Source organism: Streptomyces sp. NPDC002309 (assembly GCF_053593375.1).
The window spans coordinates 118,716-138,082 of record NZ_JBSFCI010000008.1; the positions used below are offsets into that span (position 1 = coordinate 118,716).

Genomic DNA, 19,367 nt, shown 5'->3' on the forward strand with positions numbered 1-19,367 from the left:
GCGACGCCGCTACACCGACCAGCACCACGTCAGGCACGCGCCGGCTTTCGACGAAGCCGGCGCGGCCGGCCCCATCGCTGAAAATTTCACTCGGACTTTCACGATTCAGGAGTGCAGAGCAGTGCCGTCTTCGTCATCTTCCGTAGTCCAAACCGTTCTCGAACAGTCCTCACGCGTTTTGCAGACTTACGCGGTGGACCCCGGCCTCGTGGCCGAGCACGCCAATGGCGAGCGTCGCATCACCCAGGGCGGATATGGCGACCGCCAGCTCTTCGAACTCGTCCAGAACGCGGCGGACGAAATGACCGACGAGTCGGGCGGGCGGATTTGTATCGTCCTCACGAACACCCATCTGTACTGCGCGAACGAGGGAAATCCTGTCACCCCGGAGGGTGCTGAGACGATTCTCCGTATGAGCATGTCGAAGAAGCGTGGAGGTCAGATCGGACGCTTCGGAGTAGGCGTTAAATCTGTCCTCGTAGTGACCGACGCACCTGAATTCTTCAGCAGCACCGGAAGTTTCGGGTTCGATCGCGCCTGGTCGTACGAGCAGATCAAGGCCATACCTGGGGTGACGGCGCGCTACGCCCCGGACTTCGACGCCCCCGTGCTGAGGATGGCCCGACCTCTCGACGCGCAGGCCGAGCGCGCCGCCGATCATGTGCTCCACGAGCTGCTGGACTGGGCAACCACCGTCGTTCGTCTTCCTCTGCTGCCCAGGGCCGGCGACCGGCTGGGCAGGGACATGCACGGCGGTCGCGCCAAGGAGCACGGCGAACCGCGTGAGGAATTCCCGGTGGGTTTCCAGCTGTTCTCCCCGCACGTCGCGAAGGTCGTGCTGGAGGACCGCCGGCCCCGACCCATGGCCCGTCGTACGCTGACCACCCGGCAGACCGGTGACCTGCGCACCGTGGTGGAGGAGCGGACCGGAAAGGCCGTCACCACCGACCGGTGGCGCGTGTTCAGCACCACCCACGAGCCCGGCCCGAATGCCCGGGCGGACGCCGGAGAGCTGCACGACCGGCTTCTGCTCGACCTCGCCTGGGGTGTCCCGGCACTGGACAAGGATCCGGAGAGCGGCCTGTACGTCAGCCCGCGGTCGCGCGGACGCGGTAGGTTCTGGTCCTTCTTCCCGACCAAGTACGAAATGTCGTTGAGCGGCATTCTCAACGGGGCCTGGAAGACCAACGAAGATCGGCAGAACCTGCTGGACTCCTCCCCCTTCAACCAAGAGATGATCAGGGTGTCGGCGAAGCTGGTGGTCGACTCCCTCCCGGCCCTGGCACCGACAGAGGACCCGGCCGCCTACCTGCCCCTGCTGCCCGGCCGCGTCAAGGAGGCGATCAGCTGGGCCGACGAGTACCTGACCAGAGAGGTCTGGGCCCGTACCGCGGACCGCCCTTCCCTGCCCGACCAGGACGGCGTACTGCGCGTCCCCACGCACCTGCGGATCCACCCGCGTCTCGACAGGGATCCCAGGAAACTGTCCGGTTGGCTGCGGATGTGGAACGAGTGTCCCGGACGCCCCTCGAACTGGCTGCACCCGAGCGCGGAGGCGGACGCCCTGCGTTCCGGCAAGGTCGAGCACATCATCGTCGCGGCCGGACACGAACGGACAGGTGTCCGTGAGTGGCTGGAAGCCCTGGTCGAAAGCGAGTCCCCCGAGGCATCCGCGGTCGCCGTGCGGATCCTCGCGGACATGATCGAGGCCCGTTCCCCCTATGCCGCGGAGGCCCGCAAGGCCCACATCGTGCTCACCGAGGAACACGGCCTGGTCGCCCCCGTGCACGGCAAGGTGTTCCGCCGGGCCGACCAGGGAGGACTGCGCGAGGCCCTGGTGTACGTGGTCGACGAGCTTGCCCAGGATCCGTCGCTCGCTCATGCCCTCAACACCCTGGGCATCCGGGAGGCCGACGTCGAAGGCAGGTTCGTCAGCGTCCTCGACCAGGGCTTCGGCCACTACAGTGACTCGGACTGGGAGCGATTCTGGGAACTGTTCCGCCAGGCGGGAGTCCGTCGGCTGGCCCACAAAGTCCTGGAGCGGGTGCCCACTCCGCGCTCGACGATCCGGGTACGGACCGCCGACGGCCGGTTCAGGGCGGTCGAGGACTGCATGCTGCCGGGCGTCGTCGTCGACGCGAAGCGCGACCCGAGCATCGCCGTCGACATGGCGTTCCACTCCGACGACACCTCGTTCTTCTTCCAAGTCGGCCTGCAGGAGCGCCCGTCCGGCGGGATTCAGCCCCAGGTGGGCGAGGCATGGTTCGAGGAGTACCGCGAGGCCGTCCACGCCGCCTACCTGCGGGGCCTCGACAGTCGTGCTCCCCGCCCCGGTCTCAACCGGATGAAGGTCGAGGGCGCCGCCATCGGTGGCCCGCTCCACCTCTTCCGAGCCCTCTCCGAGGAATCACGCGCCGCCTTCCTGAAGGTGTTGCCCGATGACGCCGTAGTGGACAACTGGACGCTTCAGATCGGCGCGCAGACCAGCACCCGTCAGGCGGCGGTCTCGCCGATCCGGTGGATGCTGACGAGGTTCGGCACGGTAGCTACCTCTCAGGGGATCAAGCCGTTGACGGAGGCCGTCGGCCCTCAGCTCGCCGGGTACCGGGACGTGCTGCCGGTCGCTGACATCTCTCCCGAGAAGGCTCGCAGGCTACGGCTTCCGACCACCGTCGACGAGGTTCCCGCGGACCGCTGGGACGCGCTTCTCGACGAGATCACTCGCAGCGAGGACGACTCCTTCGTCGGCGCCACCTACGTGATGCTGACCCGCTTCGGCGCGGACTTCCCCGAGGACTCCCTGACTCGTTGCCGGGTCGGCGGCGTCTGGAGCACCCGTCCCGACGACGAGATCACGATCGCGGTCGGACCCGCTCAGTACAAGGCGCTCCGGGCGGAGCAGCTCCCGGCGCTCCTCGTGCCGACCGCCGAGGACGCCGAGCTGATGATCGAGAGGTGGGGGATGCTCCGCTTCGCCGACGTGATCAGTCGAGAGACCCGTGAAGTGACGCAGGGTGACCCCGTCCCTCTGGTCGAGCTGTTCCCTGCCCTGCGCCAGCGCCTGAACAGCGGGCACCGGAACCACATGGTGCAACGGTGCAGCGAACTGGAGGAGGTCACTCGTACGCCCAACGGCACGCACGCCTCACCCCTGGACGCCGTGCGCCAGGACGGCACAGTCAAGGTTCGCGTGCCACTGGAGCCCGAGCCGATGCTGCGTCTCATCGACCGCGAACTCGGTCTCGGTCTCGGCGCCGCCGGTTGCCGCGCCGTCCTGGAGCATCAGGATCGTATGGCTCGCGACATCGAGCTGAAGGCGGCCCAGAAGGCGGTGCGAGAGGCCACGGACGTGGTGGCCAAGATCGAACTGCTGATCGGTGCCGACGCGCTCCGGGCCGGCCTTCCCGAGGGTTTGATGGAGGCCGAGTTGCAGGCGGCCGAGGGCGCGGAACCGTCCGGGCGCCGAATCGCCCAGATGGCCTTCAACGCGCACGGCGACGGAGTGCTCCAACAGCACGCCCGGGACATCCAGGCCCGATTCCCCAACGCGCCGGTCGGCTACGGAGGTTCGTCGGCAGCCATCGCGTTCGTATCGGAGCTGAAGCTGCCTGTGTCGTTCGCCGGATCGAGGACTCCGTCCCCGCCTCCGTTCGAAACCGTGGAGGGCCCTCGGGACTTCCCTCGCCTCCACGATTACCAGGAGGACCTGGTACGGAACATCTCCACGATGCTCGACCGGCTGGCACCGCAGCGCGGGATGCTGTCCCTGCCGACCGGCGCCGGCAAGACCCGGGTCACCGCCGAGGCCGTGATCCGATGGGTGAAGCGCGTGGGCGACCTCAGGGGTCCCCTGCTGTGGATAGCGCAGACCGAAGAGCTGTGCGAGCAGGCCGTCCAAAGCTGGAAGTTCGTCTGGAACAAGGTGGGCGCCGAGCGCCCGCTCACCATCAGTCGGCTCTGGAGCACCAACGAGGTCGGCGATGTAACCGACCACCCGCACCTGGTCGTCGCCACCGACGCCAAGCTGGAACGGTGCCTGGGCACGGATCAGTACGCCTGGCTGCGTCAGGCCGCACTGGTGATCGTGGACGAGGCGCACACCGCCATCTCCAAGAGGTACACCGAGATCCTGGGCCAGTTGGGACTCACCCAGTACGAGACCGGCCGGCATCTGCTCGGTCTGACCGCCACCCCGTTCCGGAACAAGAACGAGGAGGAGACCCGCCGCTTGGTCAGCCGCTTCGGCAACCGGCGACTCGACGAAGGAGTCTTCCCGTCGGGCGACCCGTACCGCGACCTCCAGGACTGGGGCATGCTCGCCCAAGTCGAGCACCGAACACTCGAGGGCGGCCGGATCGAACTCACCCGGGACGAGAAGACGCACGCCGACCGCATGGCCGTGCTCTCCCGCTCCGCCGAGCAGCGGCTCGCCGACGACCACGCCCGCAGTCGCCGCATCGTGGACTCAGTGGCCGAGCTGCCGGACGGCTGGCCGACGCTGCTCTTCGCCACCTCCGTCGATCACGCCAAGTACCTGGCGGCCTTGCTCAACGACCGGGGTGTCCTGTCCGCCGCGGTGGACTCGACGACCAGTACACAGGACCGGCGTGCTCGCATCGAGAACTTTCGAAGCGGACGTATCCGAGTCCTCACCAACTACGGTGTGCTCACCCAGGGCTTCGACGCGCCGGCGACGCGTGTCGTGGTCGTGGCCCGGCCGGTCTACAGCACCAACGTCTACCAGCAGATGATCGGTCGCGGACTGCGCGGACCGCTGAACGGCGGCAAGGACAGCTGCCTGATCCTCAACGTCAGCGACAACATCGCCAACTTCGACACCGACCTCGCCTTCACCGAGTTCGAGCACCTCTGGAGCCGGAAGTGACCGACGCCTACCTGGACAGCCCTCCGCTCACCGACGAGCAACGGACCGTGGTCGAGCAGCCCTGGGACGCCCGCGTCCTGGTCACCGCGGGCGCCGGAGCGGGAAAGACCCACACCCTGGTGCGCCGGCTCGACGCGTTGTGCGGTCACGAGGACCCGGACCAGGCCCTGGAAGCGGCCGAGATCCTGATGCTGACCTTCTCCCGGGCAGCCGCCCGGGAACTGCGCGAACGGATCTCCCGGCACGGGGAACAAGCCCACCGGGTTCGTGCCCGCACCTTCGACGCGTGGGCCTACGAGGTTCTCCTCCAGGCGCAACCGGACGGCGAATGGGGAACGGTCGGCTTCGACGAGCGGATCGCCGCCGCGACCCGCGCGATCGAGAAGGGCGCGCTGGAGGTCGGCGACGCGGTCCCGCCGACGCACGTCGTGATCGACGAGGTGCAGGACTTGTTGGGAAGCCGCCGCGAACTGGTCGAGACGCTTCTCGACCGGTACCAGGACAGTTGCGGCTTCACCGTCGTCGGAGACGCGGCCCAGTCCGTGTACGGCTTTCAGATCCACGACCTGAACGAGCGTGCCGACGAGACCGGCCGCTTCTTCGACTGGCTGCGCGGCTCCTACCCCGACGACCTGATGGAGCTACGCCTCACCCGGAACTTCCGCGCCACCACTGCCGAGGCCCGGGTCGCGCTGACGCACGGACCCCTTCTCCAGCAGGTCACCGATGCGGACGAGGCAGGCAGGCTCTACGACGAACTGCGCGACCTCCTGCTGGATCCGGCAAACGGCATGGGGGGCCTCGACGACGAGTTCACCCTGGAGGGCCTGCGGGACCTCTCGGACACCTGCGCCGTCCTCACCCGTGACAACCAGCAGGCCCTCGTCGTCTCCGGCCTGCTGCACGCGCACGGCATCGACCACCTGCTGCGGCGCCCGCTGGAGGAACGTCCGGTGCCGTACTGGGTGGCCGAGCTGCTGCGCCGCACGGAGGCGACCGGCCTCACCGAGGACCGGTTCCGCACCCTCCTCTCGGAGATCCCACTCCCGTACGAACCGAACGCGGCCGCCTTGTGGACGGTGCTGCGTCGGGTCGCGCGCGGAGCGGGCCGCGGGGTGCTCGATCTGGACCGACTACGTCGCGCGATCGCCGACGGCAGGTTTCCCGACGAGGCGGCTGACCCCGAGGCCAGCCGTGTCGTCCTCTCGACGGTGCACCGGGCCAAAGGCCTGGAGTTCGACCGGGTGATCGTCCTGGCGCCGCCGACCGTCGCCGAGCTCCACAAGCGGTACCGGGACGAGTTGGACCTTCCCGCCGAAGCTCGCGCCCTGTACGTGGCGATGACGCGTGCCCGCCAGGACCTGTACCACGTGGCGCCTCCCGAACTGCCGCACTTCAGACGGGCGGGGGGACGACGGAACGGACGTCGCTACCTCGGGTCGTGGCGGTCGTACGACAGGTACGGGATCGTCGCGGAGTCCGGCGACGTGTGCCGGGACAACCCGCCCAGTCATGAGACCGACGCCGTCACCACCCAGGCGTATCTGCTGGAACAGGTGCGTCCCGGTCAGGCGGTACTGCTGCGCAAGCGCCACGACGTGCCGATGAGCGAGGTCGAGAGCCCGCCGTACGCACTGATGCACGACGGCAGGGAGATCGGGGAGGCTTCGCGGCGTTTCCGCGAGGATCTCTTCCAGGTGCAGAAGGTGAACCGCACCTGGGTCCCTTGGTGGCCCGACGAGATCCATGACCTGCGGATCGACACCCTGGAGACCGTGACCGGCAGCACCGCCGCCGGCGCGAACGCCGGACTCGGTGAACGAGGCGTGTGGATCGCGCCGCGGATAACCGGCATCGGCCGGTTCAGGAGAGCCGACGATCACGAGGAGCAGCACGCATGACACAGGTGGCAGGCCCGCACGCCGAGCACTACCGGGTCCGGGACGAGGAACTCCTGGTGGGGCTCCGCCGTGAACTCCTGGGCCCCGCCGAGAACGCCGAGCCGGACGATCGAGGCGAGGTCCTCTCCCAGGACGCGCCCATCGACCGCTACCTGACGGGCGTCCTGTATCCCCGCGCCGCGGACAGCACGGCGCGGGAACGGAAGGACGAGGACGCCGCCGAGCAGGAAGGCCTCGACGCCGCCCCTGTGCTCGCCCGCGAGGACGTCGAGGAGTCCGGCACCGCGCAGGAGGTCGGCGCCGCGGGTGACAGACGACCTTCGTCGATGGGTCTGACCTTCGCGGTCCGCCCGACCATAAGCAGTTCGATCGTGGTCTCCGCCCGCGCGGCCGTCTACGAGCCCACCGACGCCGAGGGCAGGCCTGTCCCGGCCCGCCGCGCCGAGGCCCGTACCACCGCCGACCAGCGGGAGCAGTGGCGCCGCAAGGAACTCGCCCTCCCCGAGCAGCACATCGACATCACCCTTCCGGATCCGAGGAAGACGATCACGCTCACGCCGGAAGCCGCGTTGCACGTCAATGTCCGACGCCACGATCGGACCACCGACACGGTCACGGTCACGGTCACCCTGATCAATACCCAGAAGGTCGGTGAGCGGGATCTCCAGGACGCCTTCTCCCTGTTCCAGTGCGGTCTGACGGTCCGGGCCGTCGACGGCTCCACCGCGTTCGTCGAGCGTCCGGCCCCCGCCGCCGCTCACGACGGGGAGATCGCCACAAGTCGGTTGCTGCACCGCCATGCCCCGACCTTCGCGGTCGGCCACGGCTGCGCCGCCGAGTGGGACTGGACTCCGCAGCCGATCGGTATGACCGAAGCCGAGCAACCCGCCGTCCCCGAGGTGCGAAGCCAGTGCGTGCCCACGGTGGAGGTGCTGCTGACCGACTCCAACCCGGAGATCGACAGTTCGGCACTGTCGATGCTGGGCCTGGCCGAGCGGTCCGACCGCGAGGTCCTGGCCGCTCTGGAAGGGCTGGCCGCAGGGTACGAACAATGGATCGACCGCAAGTCGACCGAGGCGGACGCTCTGGCGGGTACCGTCCACGAGAAGCCCGCACGACAGCAGGTGAGCGCCTGCCGCGAGGCACTCGACCGTGTCCGTGAGGGCATCGAGCTGCTGCGGACCAAGCCCGATGTCATGCGTGCCTTCCGCCTGGCGAACCGGGCGATGGCGGACCAGCGCGCCCGCAGCAAGTGGGTCAAGGACGGACGCGTCGGCGCTCCCGCCCCGGCAGCCGGACGCTGGCGTCCCTTCCAGATCGCGTTCCTGCTGCTCTGTCTGGCCGGCATCGACGACCGAGCGCACCAGGATCGGCAGGTGTCCGACCTGCTGTGGTTCCCCACCGGTGGTGGCAAGACCGAGGCCTACCTCGGGCTGATCGCCTTGACGTCGTTCCTGCGTCGCATCCGCAGGGGTGCGGACGGTGGTGGGGTCACCGTCCTCATGCGTTACACGCTGAGGCTGCTCACCCTGCAGCAGTTCGAGCGGGCGGCGATCCTGCTCTGTGCCATGGAGAACATTCGACGCCGGACGCCCGATCTGGGCCAGGAGGAGTTCTCCGTGGGCATGTGGGTGGGGCGTTCTGCCACTCCCAACACGCTGGCCTCGGCCGGCCAGAGGCTCGAGGAACTGCGGAGGAACCTCGACAAGCGTCTCGCCACCGAGAATCCCGTCCAGTTGCACGCCTGCCCCTGGTGCGGAACACGTCTTGACGCCCGGAACTACGAGGTCGACGAGGACGTCAAGCGGATGCACGTCCGATGCACCGGCGCGGACTGCGACTTCACCGACGGTCTGCCCGTTCACCTGATCGACGAGGCGGTGTACGACGCCCGACCGACGCTCGTGATCGCCACCGTCGACAAGTTCGCCTCGATGCCATGGCGTCCCGCCACCTCCGCGCTCTTCAACCGCGACGACGATCCGGACGGCGGCACCCCACCCCCGGAGCTGATCGTCCAGGACGAGCTTCACCTCATCTCCGGCCCGTTGGGCACCCTCACCGGCCTGTACGAGACCGCCGTCGACGCCCTCTCCGACCGGCCGAAGGTGATCGCCTCGACTGCGACCATCCGTCGCGCCGCTGACCAGGGACTCCACCTTTTCGCCCGAGAGGTACGGCAGTTCCCGCCCGCCGGCCTGGACGCCCGCGACTCGTGGTTCGCCGTGGAGACTCCACGCGAGGAGAAGGCGAGCCGGCGCTACGTCGGCCTGCTGGCCCCCGGCACCAGCCAGTCCACCCTGCTGATCCGTACGTACGCCACTTTGCTGCACCGGGCCCAGCAGGCGAAGACCGACGACGACGTGCGTGACGCGTACTGGAGTCTCGTCGGCTACTTCAACAGCCTCAGGCTGCTGTCCGCGGCCGAACTCCAGGTCCATGACGACGTGGTGGCCTATCTGGAGCTGCTCGCCGAGCGCGAGGGGGTGAACGTCCGTTCCGTCGCCAACTACTCGGAGCTGACCAGCCGTATCGACGCCAGCGAGATCCCCACCCGCCTCAAGGGCATCGAGAAGCGACTGCCCGACGAGGACACCGTGGACGTCCTCCTGGCCACCAACATGATCGCCGTCGGTGTGGACGTGGACCGCCTCGGTCTCATGGCCGTGATGGGCCAGCCCCAGACAACCGCCGAGTACATCCAGGCGACCAGCCGCGTCGGTCGCGCGCACCCAGGTCTGGTCACGGTCCTGCTCAACTCGACCCGGTCCCGGGACCGCTCTCATTACGAGAGCTTCCAGCATTTCCACTCGGCCTTGTATCGCGAGGTCGAGTCCACCTCCGTCACCCCGTTCTCCGCCCGTGCCCGTGACCGGGGCCTCCACGCGGTGATCGTCGCCCTCGCCCGGATCATGATCCCAGCCGCCCGCCCCAACGAGGGCGCCGGCCAGGTCGAGTCCTATGAGGACGTGCTCCGGGGTCGTATCAAGTCGATCCTCCTCAAACGCGTGGAGGCGGTCACCCCTGAGGAGTCCGGCGCGGTTTCCCGGGCCTTCGACGAGTTCGTCGAGTGGTGGTGCGAGGAGGCGGACATCCACAGCGGACTGCTGTTCGAACCTCAGCGGGGCCGTCGTACCCCTTCGCTCCTGAAGGCGTACGACGACGAGTCGGAGGACGCGGACGCATGGTCCACGTTGTGGAGCCTGCGCGACGTCGACGCCGAATCCGCCCTGTTCCTGGAGGGAACCCGATGACCCCGCCTCCCGCTCGCCGTCGCCGGACCGGCGCGAACGGCGCCGCACCCGTCCACAACTTTCCGCGGCGTGGCGCGGTCCGTCGTGCCCAGGCGATCACCACGTACGGCGTCGGTTCCCTCATCGCCGTGGATCACGAGTCGTTCATCGTCTCGGGGCTCGACGAGGCCGAGCAGAGCTGGAGCGGTGACGAGTCCCCGCGGATCCACGAACGGCGCTTGGCCCGGCTGCTCGGCGTCGACTGCTTCCAGCTCCCTCCCGCGTCCGACGACTCCAGCAAGGACGGTCTCCGGGTCCGACGGTTCCCCTTGATGCACTCCTGCCCGGAGTGCAACGACCTGCAGCGGCACCGCGACTTCAACCCGCCGGCCGGCAGAAGCGTCTGTGGCACGTGTGAGGTCGACCTGGTCCCCTCGCGTTTCGTCGTCGCGTGCGAGGCCGGACACCTCGGCGAGTTTCCGTACTGGCAGTGGGTGCACCGCTCCAAGGAGCGTGGCGCCTCGCCGACCGCGCAGTGCGGGGGAAAGCTCAGGCTGCGCACGTCCGGGCGCACTTCCTCGCTCCGCTCCATCCTGGTCTCCTGTACCTGCGGGCAGGCTCCCGAGGTCTCGATGGAGGGCTCCTTCCGCAGGAACGCGCTCAAGGACCTGGGCCTCAAGTGCCGGGGCACCCGTCCATGGCTGGGTGCGTCCGCCCCCGCTCAGGAGTGCGGACTCCCTCTGCGCACGTTGCAACGCGGTTCCTCGGCGGTATGGCAGCCGGTACTGAAGTCGGCGCTCTCCATTCCGCCGTGGAGCGACGGCCGCTCGGATCCACTCGCCGAACACTGGGACGCGCTGCGTGAGTACGACGAGCGCGATCATGTCGAGATCTACCTCAAAGGTGTCTTCAAGGGAAAGTGTCCCGTACCTGTGGACGAGGTGATGGCACTGCTCGACGCGGAGCGCGAAGAAGATCCCGACGGCGAGTCGGCCCCCACCTTCGACCACCGCTACCGTGCCCTGCGCAACAAGGAGTACGAGCGTCTCCGCGCGGGCAACGACGAGAGCGAACACACGCGCGACGAGCAGTTCGTCTGCGAGACCCCGCTGGGCGACCAGGGTGTGCTCGATCCGCTCGGCGTCACCGGCCCGATGCTGGTCAAGAAGCTCCGCGAGGTTCGCGCCCTGAAGGCGTTCACCCGGCTCGTCGATGCCGAATCGACGACCGACTCCAAGGAGATGCCGCTGTCCGAGCACCCCCTGCGCTGGCTCCCGGCCATGGAGGTGCGGGGCGAGGGAGTCTTCCTGCGCCTGGACGAGAGCCGGCTGGACGCCTGGGAGAAGGCACCGGCGGTGACGGCCCGGATCGAACGGATGCGCAGCGCCCACCAGCGGCTGCTGGAGCAGCGAGCCGACGACCCGAACCACGTCGTCGCCTCCCCCGCCACGCCACGCATGGTGCTGCTGCACACCCTGGCCCATGTCCTGATCAACGAATGGAGCCTGGAAGCGGGCTACCCGGCTGCATCCCTGCGCGAGCGCCTCTACGCGGCCGACGACATGGCCGGGGTGCTCGTCTACACGGCGACGAGCGATTCCGCGGGCAGTCTGGGTGGTCTGGTCACTCAGGGTGAGCCGCAGACTCTTGCCCGTACGGCGCGTTCGGCCGTCCGCCGTGCCGAGTGGTGCTCCTCGGACCCGCTCTGCATGGAGACCGAGGCGTCCGGAGCCGGCGGAATCAACCTGGCGGCCTGCCACGCCTGCGTGATGCTCCCGGAGACGAGCTGCGAGCACAACAACATCCTGTTGGACCGCGCACTCCTCGTCGGGACCCCGGACGAACCCCACGTGGGTTTCTTCGCGAACATACTGAGTCGCTAGCGACTCGCCGTGTGTGTCGGACCGCCTCGCAGAGCGCGTCTCTGCGAAGCGGCCCGACTCGAACCCGGCGCGGCTAGGTGCCGATCTCCGCCTCGAAACGCGTCTGCGCCCGGTCCAGAAGCTCATCCGCGTCGTGGCCCTGTGCCCGGAGCCAGTGGAGCACGCCGGCGATGACGTCGACCGCTGCGTCCTCGACCAAGGCCGTACCGAGCGGACGCGAAGCACCGCTCACCGGACCGGCCGGCGCCTGCATGCCGTGGGACAGAGTGCGATCGGTCGGTTGGGTCGCCAACTCGCACCACGTCACTTTCCGATCAAAGTGAAGATCGACACCCCAACGATCGGCGGTCGCTGCGACCAGCGCCATACCGCGTCCATTTTCACAGTCGGTCCCGGCCTGCATCAGCGTCGGCAGGGCCCGGCAGCCGGGATCGTGGACCTCGATGCGCAAGTACGTGTCGTTCATCGAGACCGCCAGCGTGGCGGGAGTGCCACGGCCGACGTGGGTGATGACGTTCGCCACGAGCTCGCTGACGCAGAGTTGCGCTTCGTCCGCGACCTCGTGAAGCCCCCAGATCCCCATGTGCAGCTTCATGATGCGCCGCAGTGCCGCCACCTCCTCGGGCTCGGCCGTGAACGCCAGATCCCACGGCTTCCGCCGCAGACACGCAGTGTTGAGCACGAAAGGTCGACCCCTCTCATCACTTGCTTGCCACGCCGGTGACACGACGTAGCGTCACGGATGCCCACCGTGAGCGGCATCGACGGCCAGCATGCGGCCTGCCCATCCCGTCGTGCAATGTGCACGACGGGATTCCCGCGTACGAGTGATTGGCAAGCCCAGCCCTTGGCGCGAGACTGAACGTCCGCTACCAGAAGGGTGCTTGTGATGGCAGGCTCTCCGACGGCACGCCGTCGCCGTCTTTCGATCGAGCTGAAGAAGCTCCGCGAGACGAGTGCCCTCACCTGCGCTCAGGTCGGCCAGGCCCTGGACTGGAGCGGCTCCAAGGTCAATCGCATGGAGACGGGGAGCGGTCGCGTCCAACCATCGGACATCGATGCTCTGTGTCGGTTCTACGGAACCACCGACGAACTGCGCGACTTCCTCAAGTCACTCGCGCGTCAGGCCAAGACACGCGGCTGGTGGCAGGTGCACGGTGCCGGCGTTCCCGAGTGGTTCAACATCTACATCGGTCTGGAGCAGGACGCATCCACGATCCGCCAGTACCAGTGCGAGGTGGTTCCCGGTCTGATGCAGGTCGGACCGTACGCTCGCGAACTCCACGCGACCGGGGCGCACATGTCCTCTCAGGACATCGACAAGGCAGTACGTGTGCGCCTGGAACGCCAGGTCATGCTCACGCGACCGGACGCTCCCGAGGCGTGGTTCATCGTGAACGAGGCCGTCGTACGCAACGTCATCGGAGATCGTTCCCTGATGCGTGACCAGCTTGAACGGGTCCTGGACGCGGCGGAATTGCCGAAGGTCACTCTGCAGGTGCTTCCCTTCGATTCGGGCACCTACCCCACCACCGGTTCCTTCACCATGCTCGGCTTTCCGGCCCAGGAGGACCTCGACCTGGTGTATCGCGACGGAATCACCGACGCGGTCTACCTGGAGGGCGAGCATCATGTTCGGGAGTACGCCAGGGCGTTCGACGGCTTGCGTGCCGCAGCTCTGAGTCCTCAGCGTTCCGCCCGGCTGATCAAGTCCGTTCTGAAGGAATACGCCGAATGAGCAGGGAAGAGTCGCTCGACGAAGGCCGTCCGGTGTGGTTCCGGTCGTCGTACAGCAACGGCGCGGGCGGCGAGTGCGTGGAGTGCGCGCTGACCGATGAAGACACCCTTGTGCGCGATTCCAAGAAGGTTCAGGGTCCCGCCGTAAGGATGACAAGAGCAACCTGGATCGGGTTCGTGCAGGCGCTGAAGAGCGGGAGCATCCTGCCGGGGTGAACACCGCCGCCGGCGTTCACGATTGCCCTCGGCGGGGACAGGCAACCGGGTGTCAGGACGGACCGCCGCAGTTCGCGTCAGAGCCCCGGTGCGAGCACCGTCAGCCGCAGTAGCGCGGCGATGGCCAGCGTCACGGGGACGGCGTACCACCACTTACGCAGCCACTTGGCCTGGACGAAAGCCCACGTCAACAGGGCCAGGAATGCGGAGAAGGCGACGCCGACACCAGCCGCGACGCCGGAGTTGGTGACCGCCTGCCTGTCCCAAGGGCCGTCGGGTTCGACCATGTAGGCCGTGAGCACGACATAGCCTGTTACCAGGGTGCCCAGGGCGAGAACGCCTGCGCATACGGCGGCCCCGACCGGTCCGGAGGACTTCGGCTGCTGGTTCTCACGCACATCGGTCACGGACCTGGAGCTCACCTCAGCGCCTCCCTCGCGTCGTCCATGCGCCGGTCAAAGCCCCTTCCGTACGCCTGGGCATCGTCACCTTCGTAGTAGGGGCCGCCGTTGTAGCGGGCTGCCAGTTCATCTGCGCTCGCGTCATCCGCTCCGGCGGTACGTCGGCGAAGCCGCTCTCGGCCTTCGGCTGGGCGGCCTCGGACGGGGATGGGAAGCAGCGGTCTACGCCGTGATCACCGGTACGGTCAGGGCTACATCGAGGGCCGAGCCCAGGCCGTGCCGCCCGGCCCGCGCTGTCGGCGCCCGGCTCCTGTCCCGGCGCGGTCAGCGCCGGAGTGCCTCCGACGCGTGACCGACCTCGCGTGTGGCGGTTACTCCGGACATGCAGGCATCCCCTTCGCGTAGACCGGCTGCCGTAGGCGCCGTCATGTCGCTCCTCCTTCTCCTCGTCACGGTCCTCAACGGACCCCCAGCCACCGCCGGCGGTCACACGCCGCCCGCGGCGGACCCGGACGCGATCCGTGAATGGAACACGATCGCCACCGACACCATCAGCGCCCACCTCGGCGCCACCCGCCCCTCGGGCCAGGTGGTCATCTGGCACGGGTTCGTCTCGGCCGCCGTCTACAACGCGGTGGTGGGCATCCAGGGTGACTACGCCCCGTACAAGTGGCGGGTGCGCGGTCCCTCCACCGCTTCGCCCGAGGCGGCCGCCGTGGCCGCCGCCCACCGCGTGCTGGTCACCTACTTCCCCGCCTCCCAGGCGCCGCTCGACGCCGCCTACGCCGGATCCCTCGCCAGGATCCCCGAGGGCAGCGCGAAGACGCGGGGCGTGGCCTTCGGGGAGCGGGCTGCCGAGCACCTCATCGACCTGCGTGAAGGGGACGGCCGGGACGCACCGGTGCAGTTCACCGCCCCGCCCGCGCCCGGCGTCTGGCGACCCACCCCACCCGGTCACCAGCCCTTCATCGACCCCTGGCTGGGCGGAATGCGCCCGATGCTGCTCGACTCCCCGGCCCAGTTCCGTCCTGGAGGCCCGCCCGCGCTGTCCTCGGCCCGCTATGCCCGGGACGTGAACGAGGTGAAGGTCATGGGGGCGAGGACCGGGTCGTCCCGCACCGCCCTGCAGACCGAGACGGCCCTGTTCTTCGGGGGCAACCTGGCGGTGCAGGTCCAGGCGGCGCTCCGGGACCACACGGCCCGGCACCGTCTGGGCATCGCCGAGACGGCACGGCTGTTCGCCGCGGCGAACACCTCGGCCACCGACGCCGTCGTCGCCGCGTGGGACGCGAAACTCCACTACGGACTCTGGCGCCCGATCACCGCGATCCACCTGGCCGACACCGACGGCAACCCCGCGACCACGGCCGATCCGCAGTGGCAGCCGCTGCTGGTCACTCCACCTCACCCCGACTACGTCAGCGGCCATGCGGCGGTCGCCGGCGCCGTGACCCAGACCCTGAGCGGACTGCTCGGCACCACGCGCCTCGACCTCACCTTCTTCTCCGAGGCCACCGGCACCACACGGCACTACGCATACGCCGACCGGATCAACGAGGACATGATCGACGCCCGCGTCTGGGCCGGGATCCACTTCCGCTCCGCGGATGTGGCCGGGTGCCGGGCCGGCAGCCGCATCGGCGTCTGGGCGGTCACCCACTACTTCCGACCGTTGGGTTCTTCGGACGCCCAGGGGGCGCCGACGGCACGCTCCACCTGCCCGCAGGGCGATTCGCGCTGATGCACTGACACCTTCCGAGCCGAATCCGGCCCGGAACCGGGTCGGAACCGGGCCGGATCCCAGCCGGTTCCCGGCCCGGACCGTCGGCGGGTACGCGCCGAGGTGCGCACCCGCCGACGGGAGGTCGTCGACCGACGGCCGCACCGGTCGGGTACCGGTCCCGGACCCCCTGGGCGTCAGTCGAACCCCTCACGACGCCGATCTGAACGCCCGCCGGTACCCCTGCGGGCTGGTCCCGACGACCTTCCGGAAGCGTTCCCGGAACGCCGTGGGCGAGCCGAAGCCGGCCTGTGCCGCGATGCGTTCGACCGGGTAGGACGTCGTCTCCAGCAGGTACTGCGCCCGCCGTACCCGCGCCCGGTGCAGCCACTGCAACGGCGTCGTCCCCGACTGCTCCCGGAACCGCCGGTTGAGGGTGCGTGTGCTCATCCCGGCCCGCGCGGCGATGTCGTCCAGCGTCAGGTCGCGGTCGCAGTTGTCCTCCAGCCAGGCGAGCAGGGGTTCCAGCGTCGCGCCCGCCGGGGCGGGCGGCACGTCGTGCACGATGAACTGGGCCTGTCCGCCCTCCCGTTCCAGCGGCATCACCGACATCCGGGCGGTGTGCGCGGCGACGGCCGAGCCGTGGTCCTTGCGGACCATGTGCAGGCACATGTCCATCGCCGCGGCAGCGCCCGCCGACGTCAGGAACTGACCGTTGTCGACGTAGAGGACGTTCGGGTCGACCGTCACCTTCGGGTGGCGCCGCGCGAGTTCCTGGGCCGCGAACCAGTGCGTCGTGGCGCGCATGCCGTCCAGCAGGCCCGTCGCCGCGAAGAGGAACGCCCCGACGCACACCGAGGCGATCCGCGTGCCGTTCGCCGCCGCCGCGCACAGTGCCTCGGTGACCGCGGGCGGCAGCGTCTCCGGCGGGTCCTCGACCCCGGGCAGGATGATCGTGTCGGCCTCCGCCAGCGCCTCCAGGCCGTACGGCGCCCGCACGGTGAAGGCCCCCGCGTTCACCTCCTCCCGCTCGGCGCAGACCCGCACCCGGTAGGCCTCGCGGCCGTCCGGCAGCCGGGCCCAGCCGAAGGCGTCGATCGGGGCGGAGAGGTCGAAGGGGATGACGCCGTCCAGCGCCAGTACGGCCACGGTGTGCATGGCGGGATCGTAGGTGTACGACGGGCTTTCGCCAACCCGCACAAGCGCGGAGGAAGGACCGTCCCCCCTTATTAGAACGCTGGCGAGAATCCGTCGAAGCCTGGCACTCTCGCCACTTCTCCGTGATCCATCGGCCCCCTAGCGTCGACGCCCGTGACCAAGTTCCTTCTCGCCGTCCACGTCCTCGCCGCGATCGTCGCCATCGGGCCCGTCACGGTCGCCGCGAGCATGTTCCCGCCCGCCGCGCGCCTGGCCATGGCCGCGTCCGACGACCCGAAGGCCACCGAGACCGTTCACCTGCTGCACCGCATCTGCCGGGTGTACGCCGGCGTCGGTGTCGTCGTACCCGTGTTCGGGCTCGCCACGGCGAGTGCCATGGGGGTGCTCGGCGACGCCTGGCTGATCGTGTCGATCGTGCTGACCACCGTGGCCGCGGTCGTGCTCGTCGGCCTGGTGCTGCCCCGGCAGGGCGCGCTCGTGGAGGGCGGTGGGACGCGGCAGGCGACCGTACGACTGGCCATGTTCACCGGGATCTTCAACCTGCTGTGGGCGGTGGTGACGGTGCTGATGATCGTCCGGCCGGGGTCGACGACCGGCGCCTGAGCCCCGTCCCGGCCGGATGCGTGTCACATCGCGGCCTCGGACGCGGATCCGGCCGTCAGGCCGTCGCGCCGGGCGCCTTGGTCCCCGAGGGGCCCGGGGCGTCGGTCACCGACAGCGGCGTGGCGATGTCCTCCAGGGACCGCCGCTCCGCCCGTACCGCGAGGAAGACCGCCACCAGTCCCGCCGCGCACATCAGGCCCGCGCCGATCCGGAAGGCGAGCGCGGTGTCGGCGACGACGCCGGACTCGGTCAGGTCGGCGAAGATCAGCGGGCCGCTGATGCCGCCCGCCGCGGTGCCGAGGGCGTAGAAGAAGGCGATGGCCATGGCCCGGGTCTCCATGGGGAAGATCTCCGAGACGGTGAGGTAGGCGCTGGAAGCGCCCGCCGAGGCGAAGAACAGCACCACGCACCAGCAGGCCGTCATCGTCGTCGCCGTCAGGGAGCCCCGGTCGAAGAGCCAGGCCGTGACGAACAGCAGCAGGCCGGAGAGGATGTACGTCGAGGAGATCATCACCCGGCGGCCGACGGTGTCGAAGAGCTTGCCGAGCAGCAGCGGGCCGAGGAAGTTGCCCGCCGCGATGACGGCGAAGTAGTAGCCGGTGCTGCCGGTCGGCACGTCGAAGAACGTGCTGAGGATGGTGCCGAAGCCGAAGGTGATGGCGTTGTAGAGGAACGCCTGGCCGATGAAGAGGGAGAGTCCGAGCGTCGCGCGGCGCGGGTAGCGGCCGAAGACCGTCCTGGCGATCAGGCCGAAGCCGATGCTCTTGCGCACCTGGATGGTGATCGCGCCGGCGGGGGGCGGCAGCGGCTCGCCCTTCTCCCGCTCGATCTCCCGTTCGACGGACGCGACGAGTTCCTCCGCCGTCTCGCCCTGGCCGTGGATGTACTGCCATCGGGGCGACTCCGGGACATGGCGTCGTACCAGCAGGATGACGAGCCCCAGGACGACGCCCAGCGCGAAGCTCAGCCGCCAGCCCAGGTCCTTCGGGAAGATCGCGGTGTCGAGCATGACGATGGACAGCAGGGCGCCGCCGATCGCGCCGAGCCAGTAGCTGCCGTTGATGATCAGGTCGACCCGGCCCCGGTAGAGGGACGGGATCAGCTCGTCGATCGCGGAGTTGATGGCCGCGTACTCGCCGCCGATGCCGAAGCCGGTGAGGAAGCGGAAGAGGAAGAACCACCAGGACTCGAAGGACAGCGCCGTCATGGCCGTGGCCGCCAGGTACACCGCCAGCGTCACGATGAACAGCTTCTTGCGGCCGTAGCGGTCGGTCAGCCAGCCGAAGAACAGGGCGCCGGTACAGGCGCCCGCCACGTACAGCGCCGCCGCGACGCCGGTGACCTGGGCCACGCTGATGTCCAGGCCGCTGCCGTCCTCGGCCAGCCGGCCGGCGACGTTGCCGACGATGGTGACTTCGAGGCCGTCCAGGATCCAGACGGTGCCGAGGCCGATCACGATCATCCAGTGCCACCGGGACCACGGCAGCCGGTCCAGCCGGGCCGGGACGGACGTGGTGACGGTTCCCGTGGACGCGGGCACAGGGCCGGGCGACGACGCCGCTGCTGTCATGGCTCCCTCTCCGTCGGGCGAACCCCTGCCGTGTGCCCGGAAGGCGGGAGGTCACGCCCG

The 19,367-nt window shown here is 69.1% G+C and carries 12 protein-coding genes; 8 read left to right on the plus strand and 4 right to left on the minus strand.

The features are described from left to right. Positions 1 to 121 precede the first annotated feature (121 nt). From ACWCPM_RS09590 to drmB, 4 genes are read left to right on the plus strand one after another with little or no spacing between them, the layout of a single operon-like run. The gene (locus tag ACWCPM_RS09590) at positions 122 to 4,885 is read left to right on the plus strand and encodes a DEAD/DEAH box helicase (protein ID WP_450975564.1); all 4,764 of its coding nucleotides are present in this window, start codon (positions 122 to 124) and stop codon (positions 4,883 to 4,885) included. Continuing rightward, the gene (locus ACWCPM_RS09595; RefSeq protein WP_450975565.1) at positions 4,882 to 6,786 is read left to right on the plus strand and encodes a UvrD-helicase domain-containing protein; all 1,905 of its coding nucleotides are present in this window, start codon (positions 4,882 to 4,884) and stop codon (positions 6,784 to 6,786) included. Before ACWCPM_RS09590 ends, ACWCPM_RS09595 begins: the two co-directional genes overlap by 4 nt. Beyond that, entirely contained in the window at positions 6,783 to 10,040 is a 3,258-nt protein-coding gene (locus tag ACWCPM_RS09600; RefSeq protein ID WP_450975566.1) for a helicase-related protein, read from the plus strand. The genes ACWCPM_RS09595 and ACWCPM_RS09600 overlap by 4 nt, the downstream gene beginning before the upstream one ends. Beyond that, positions 10,037 to 11,902, plus strand: a complete 1,866-nt coding sequence (gene drmB, locus ACWCPM_RS09605) for a DrmB family protein (RefSeq protein WP_450975567.1) — start codon at positions 10,037 to 10,039, stop codon at positions 11,900 to 11,902. Before ACWCPM_RS09600 ends, drmB begins: the two co-directional genes overlap by 4 nt. Positions 11,903 to 11,975: 73 nt before the next feature. Here the strand turns inward: drmB and ACWCPM_RS09610 are convergent, their stop codons facing one another. Continuing rightward, positions 11,976 to 12,566, minus strand: coding sequence for an ATP-binding protein (locus ACWCPM_RS09610; RefSeq protein WP_450975640.1), 591 nt, complete (start codon positions 12,564 to 12,566; stop codon positions 11,976 to 11,978). A 225-nt stretch (positions 12,567 to 12,791) separates the two neighbouring features. Here ACWCPM_RS09610 and ACWCPM_RS09615 point away from each other — a divergent pair, with 225 nt between their 5' ends. Together ACWCPM_RS09615 and ACWCPM_RS09620 are read left to right on the plus strand one after the other, a co-directional pair. Next, the gene (locus ACWCPM_RS09615) at positions 12,792 to 13,640 is read left to right on the plus strand and encodes a helix-turn-helix domain-containing protein (protein ID WP_450975641.1); all 849 of its coding nucleotides are present in this window, start codon (positions 12,792 to 12,794) and stop codon (positions 13,638 to 13,640) included. Then, positions 13,637 to 13,855 (plus strand): DUF397 domain-containing protein, encoded by a 219-nt coding sequence (locus ACWCPM_RS09620; protein WP_450975568.1) that lies wholly within the window; start codon positions 13,637 to 13,639, stop codon positions 13,853 to 13,855. The genes ACWCPM_RS09615 and ACWCPM_RS09620 overlap by 4 nt, the downstream gene beginning before the upstream one ends. Before the next feature lie 77 nt (positions 13,856 to 13,932). Here the strand turns inward: ACWCPM_RS09620 and ACWCPM_RS09625 are convergent, their stop codons facing one another. Next, the gene (locus ACWCPM_RS09625; RefSeq protein WP_450975569.1) at positions 13,933 to 14,277 is read right to left on the minus strand and encodes a hypothetical protein; all 345 of its coding nucleotides are present in this window, start codon (positions 14,275 to 14,277) and stop codon (positions 13,933 to 13,935) included. Between the two features lie 406 nt (positions 14,278 to 14,683). Here ACWCPM_RS09625 and ACWCPM_RS09630 point away from each other — a divergent pair, with 406 nt between their 5' ends. Beyond that, on the plus strand, positions 14,684 to 15,997 hold the full coding sequence (locus ACWCPM_RS09630; RefSeq protein ID WP_450975570.1) for a vanadium-dependent haloperoxidase: 1,314 nt from the start codon (positions 14,684 to 14,686) through the stop codon (positions 15,995 to 15,997). 189 nt (positions 15,998 to 16,186) lie between these two features. On the opposite strand, the gene ACWCPM_RS09635 is transcribed toward ACWCPM_RS09630, so the two are convergent. Further along, entirely contained in the window at positions 16,187 to 17,134 is a 948-nt protein-coding gene (locus ACWCPM_RS09635) for a GlxA family transcriptional regulator (protein WP_450975571.1), read from the minus strand. 153 nt (positions 17,135 to 17,287) lie between these two features. Between ACWCPM_RS09635 and ACWCPM_RS09640 the strand changes: the two genes are divergently transcribed. Next, positions 17,288 to 17,737, plus strand: a complete 450-nt coding sequence (locus tag ACWCPM_RS09640; protein ID WP_450975572.1) for a hypothetical protein — start codon at positions 17,288 to 17,290, stop codon at positions 17,735 to 17,737. A gap of 55 nt (positions 17,738 to 17,792) precedes the next feature. On the opposite strand, the gene ACWCPM_RS09645 is transcribed toward ACWCPM_RS09640, so the two are convergent. Beyond that, a complete protein-coding gene (locus ACWCPM_RS09645) occupies positions 17,793 to 19,307 on the minus strand; it encodes an MFS transporter (RefSeq protein ID WP_450975573.1) in 1,515 nt (504 codons plus the stop codon). Positions 19,308 to 19,367: the final 60 nt, after the last annotated feature.

What these genes read in the sequence shown, in the direction of transcription:
- ACWCPM_RS09600 (WP_450975566.1), top strand. Translation starts at nt 6,783, where the DNA reads ATGACACAGGTGGCAGGCCCGCACGCCGAGCACTACCGGGTCCGGGAC.
- drmB (WP_450975567.1), top strand. Translation starts at nt 10,037, where the DNA reads ATGACCCCGCCTCCCGCTCGCCGTCGCCGGACCGGCGCGAACGGCGCC.
- ACWCPM_RS09615 (WP_450975641.1), top strand. Translation starts at nt 12,792, where the DNA reads ATGGCAGGCTCTCCGACGGCACGCCGTCGCCGTCTTTCGATCGAGCTG.
- ACWCPM_RS09620 (WP_450975568.1), top strand. Translation starts at nt 13,637, where the DNA reads ATGAGCAGGGAAGAGTCGCTCGACGAAGGCCGTCCGGTGTGGTTCCGG.
- ACWCPM_RS09630 (WP_450975570.1), top strand. Translation starts at nt 14,684, where the DNA reads ATGTCGCTCCTCCTTCTCCTCGTCACGGTCCTCAACGGACCCCCAGCC.
- ACWCPM_RS09635 (WP_450975571.1), bottom strand. Translation starts at nt 17,134, where the DNA reads ATGCACACCGTGGCCGTACTGGCGCTGGACGGCGTCATCCCCTTCGAC.
- ACWCPM_RS09645 (WP_450975573.1), bottom strand. Translation starts at nt 19,307, where the DNA reads ATGACAGCAGCGGCGTCGTCGCCCGGCCCTGTGCCCGCGTCCACGGGA.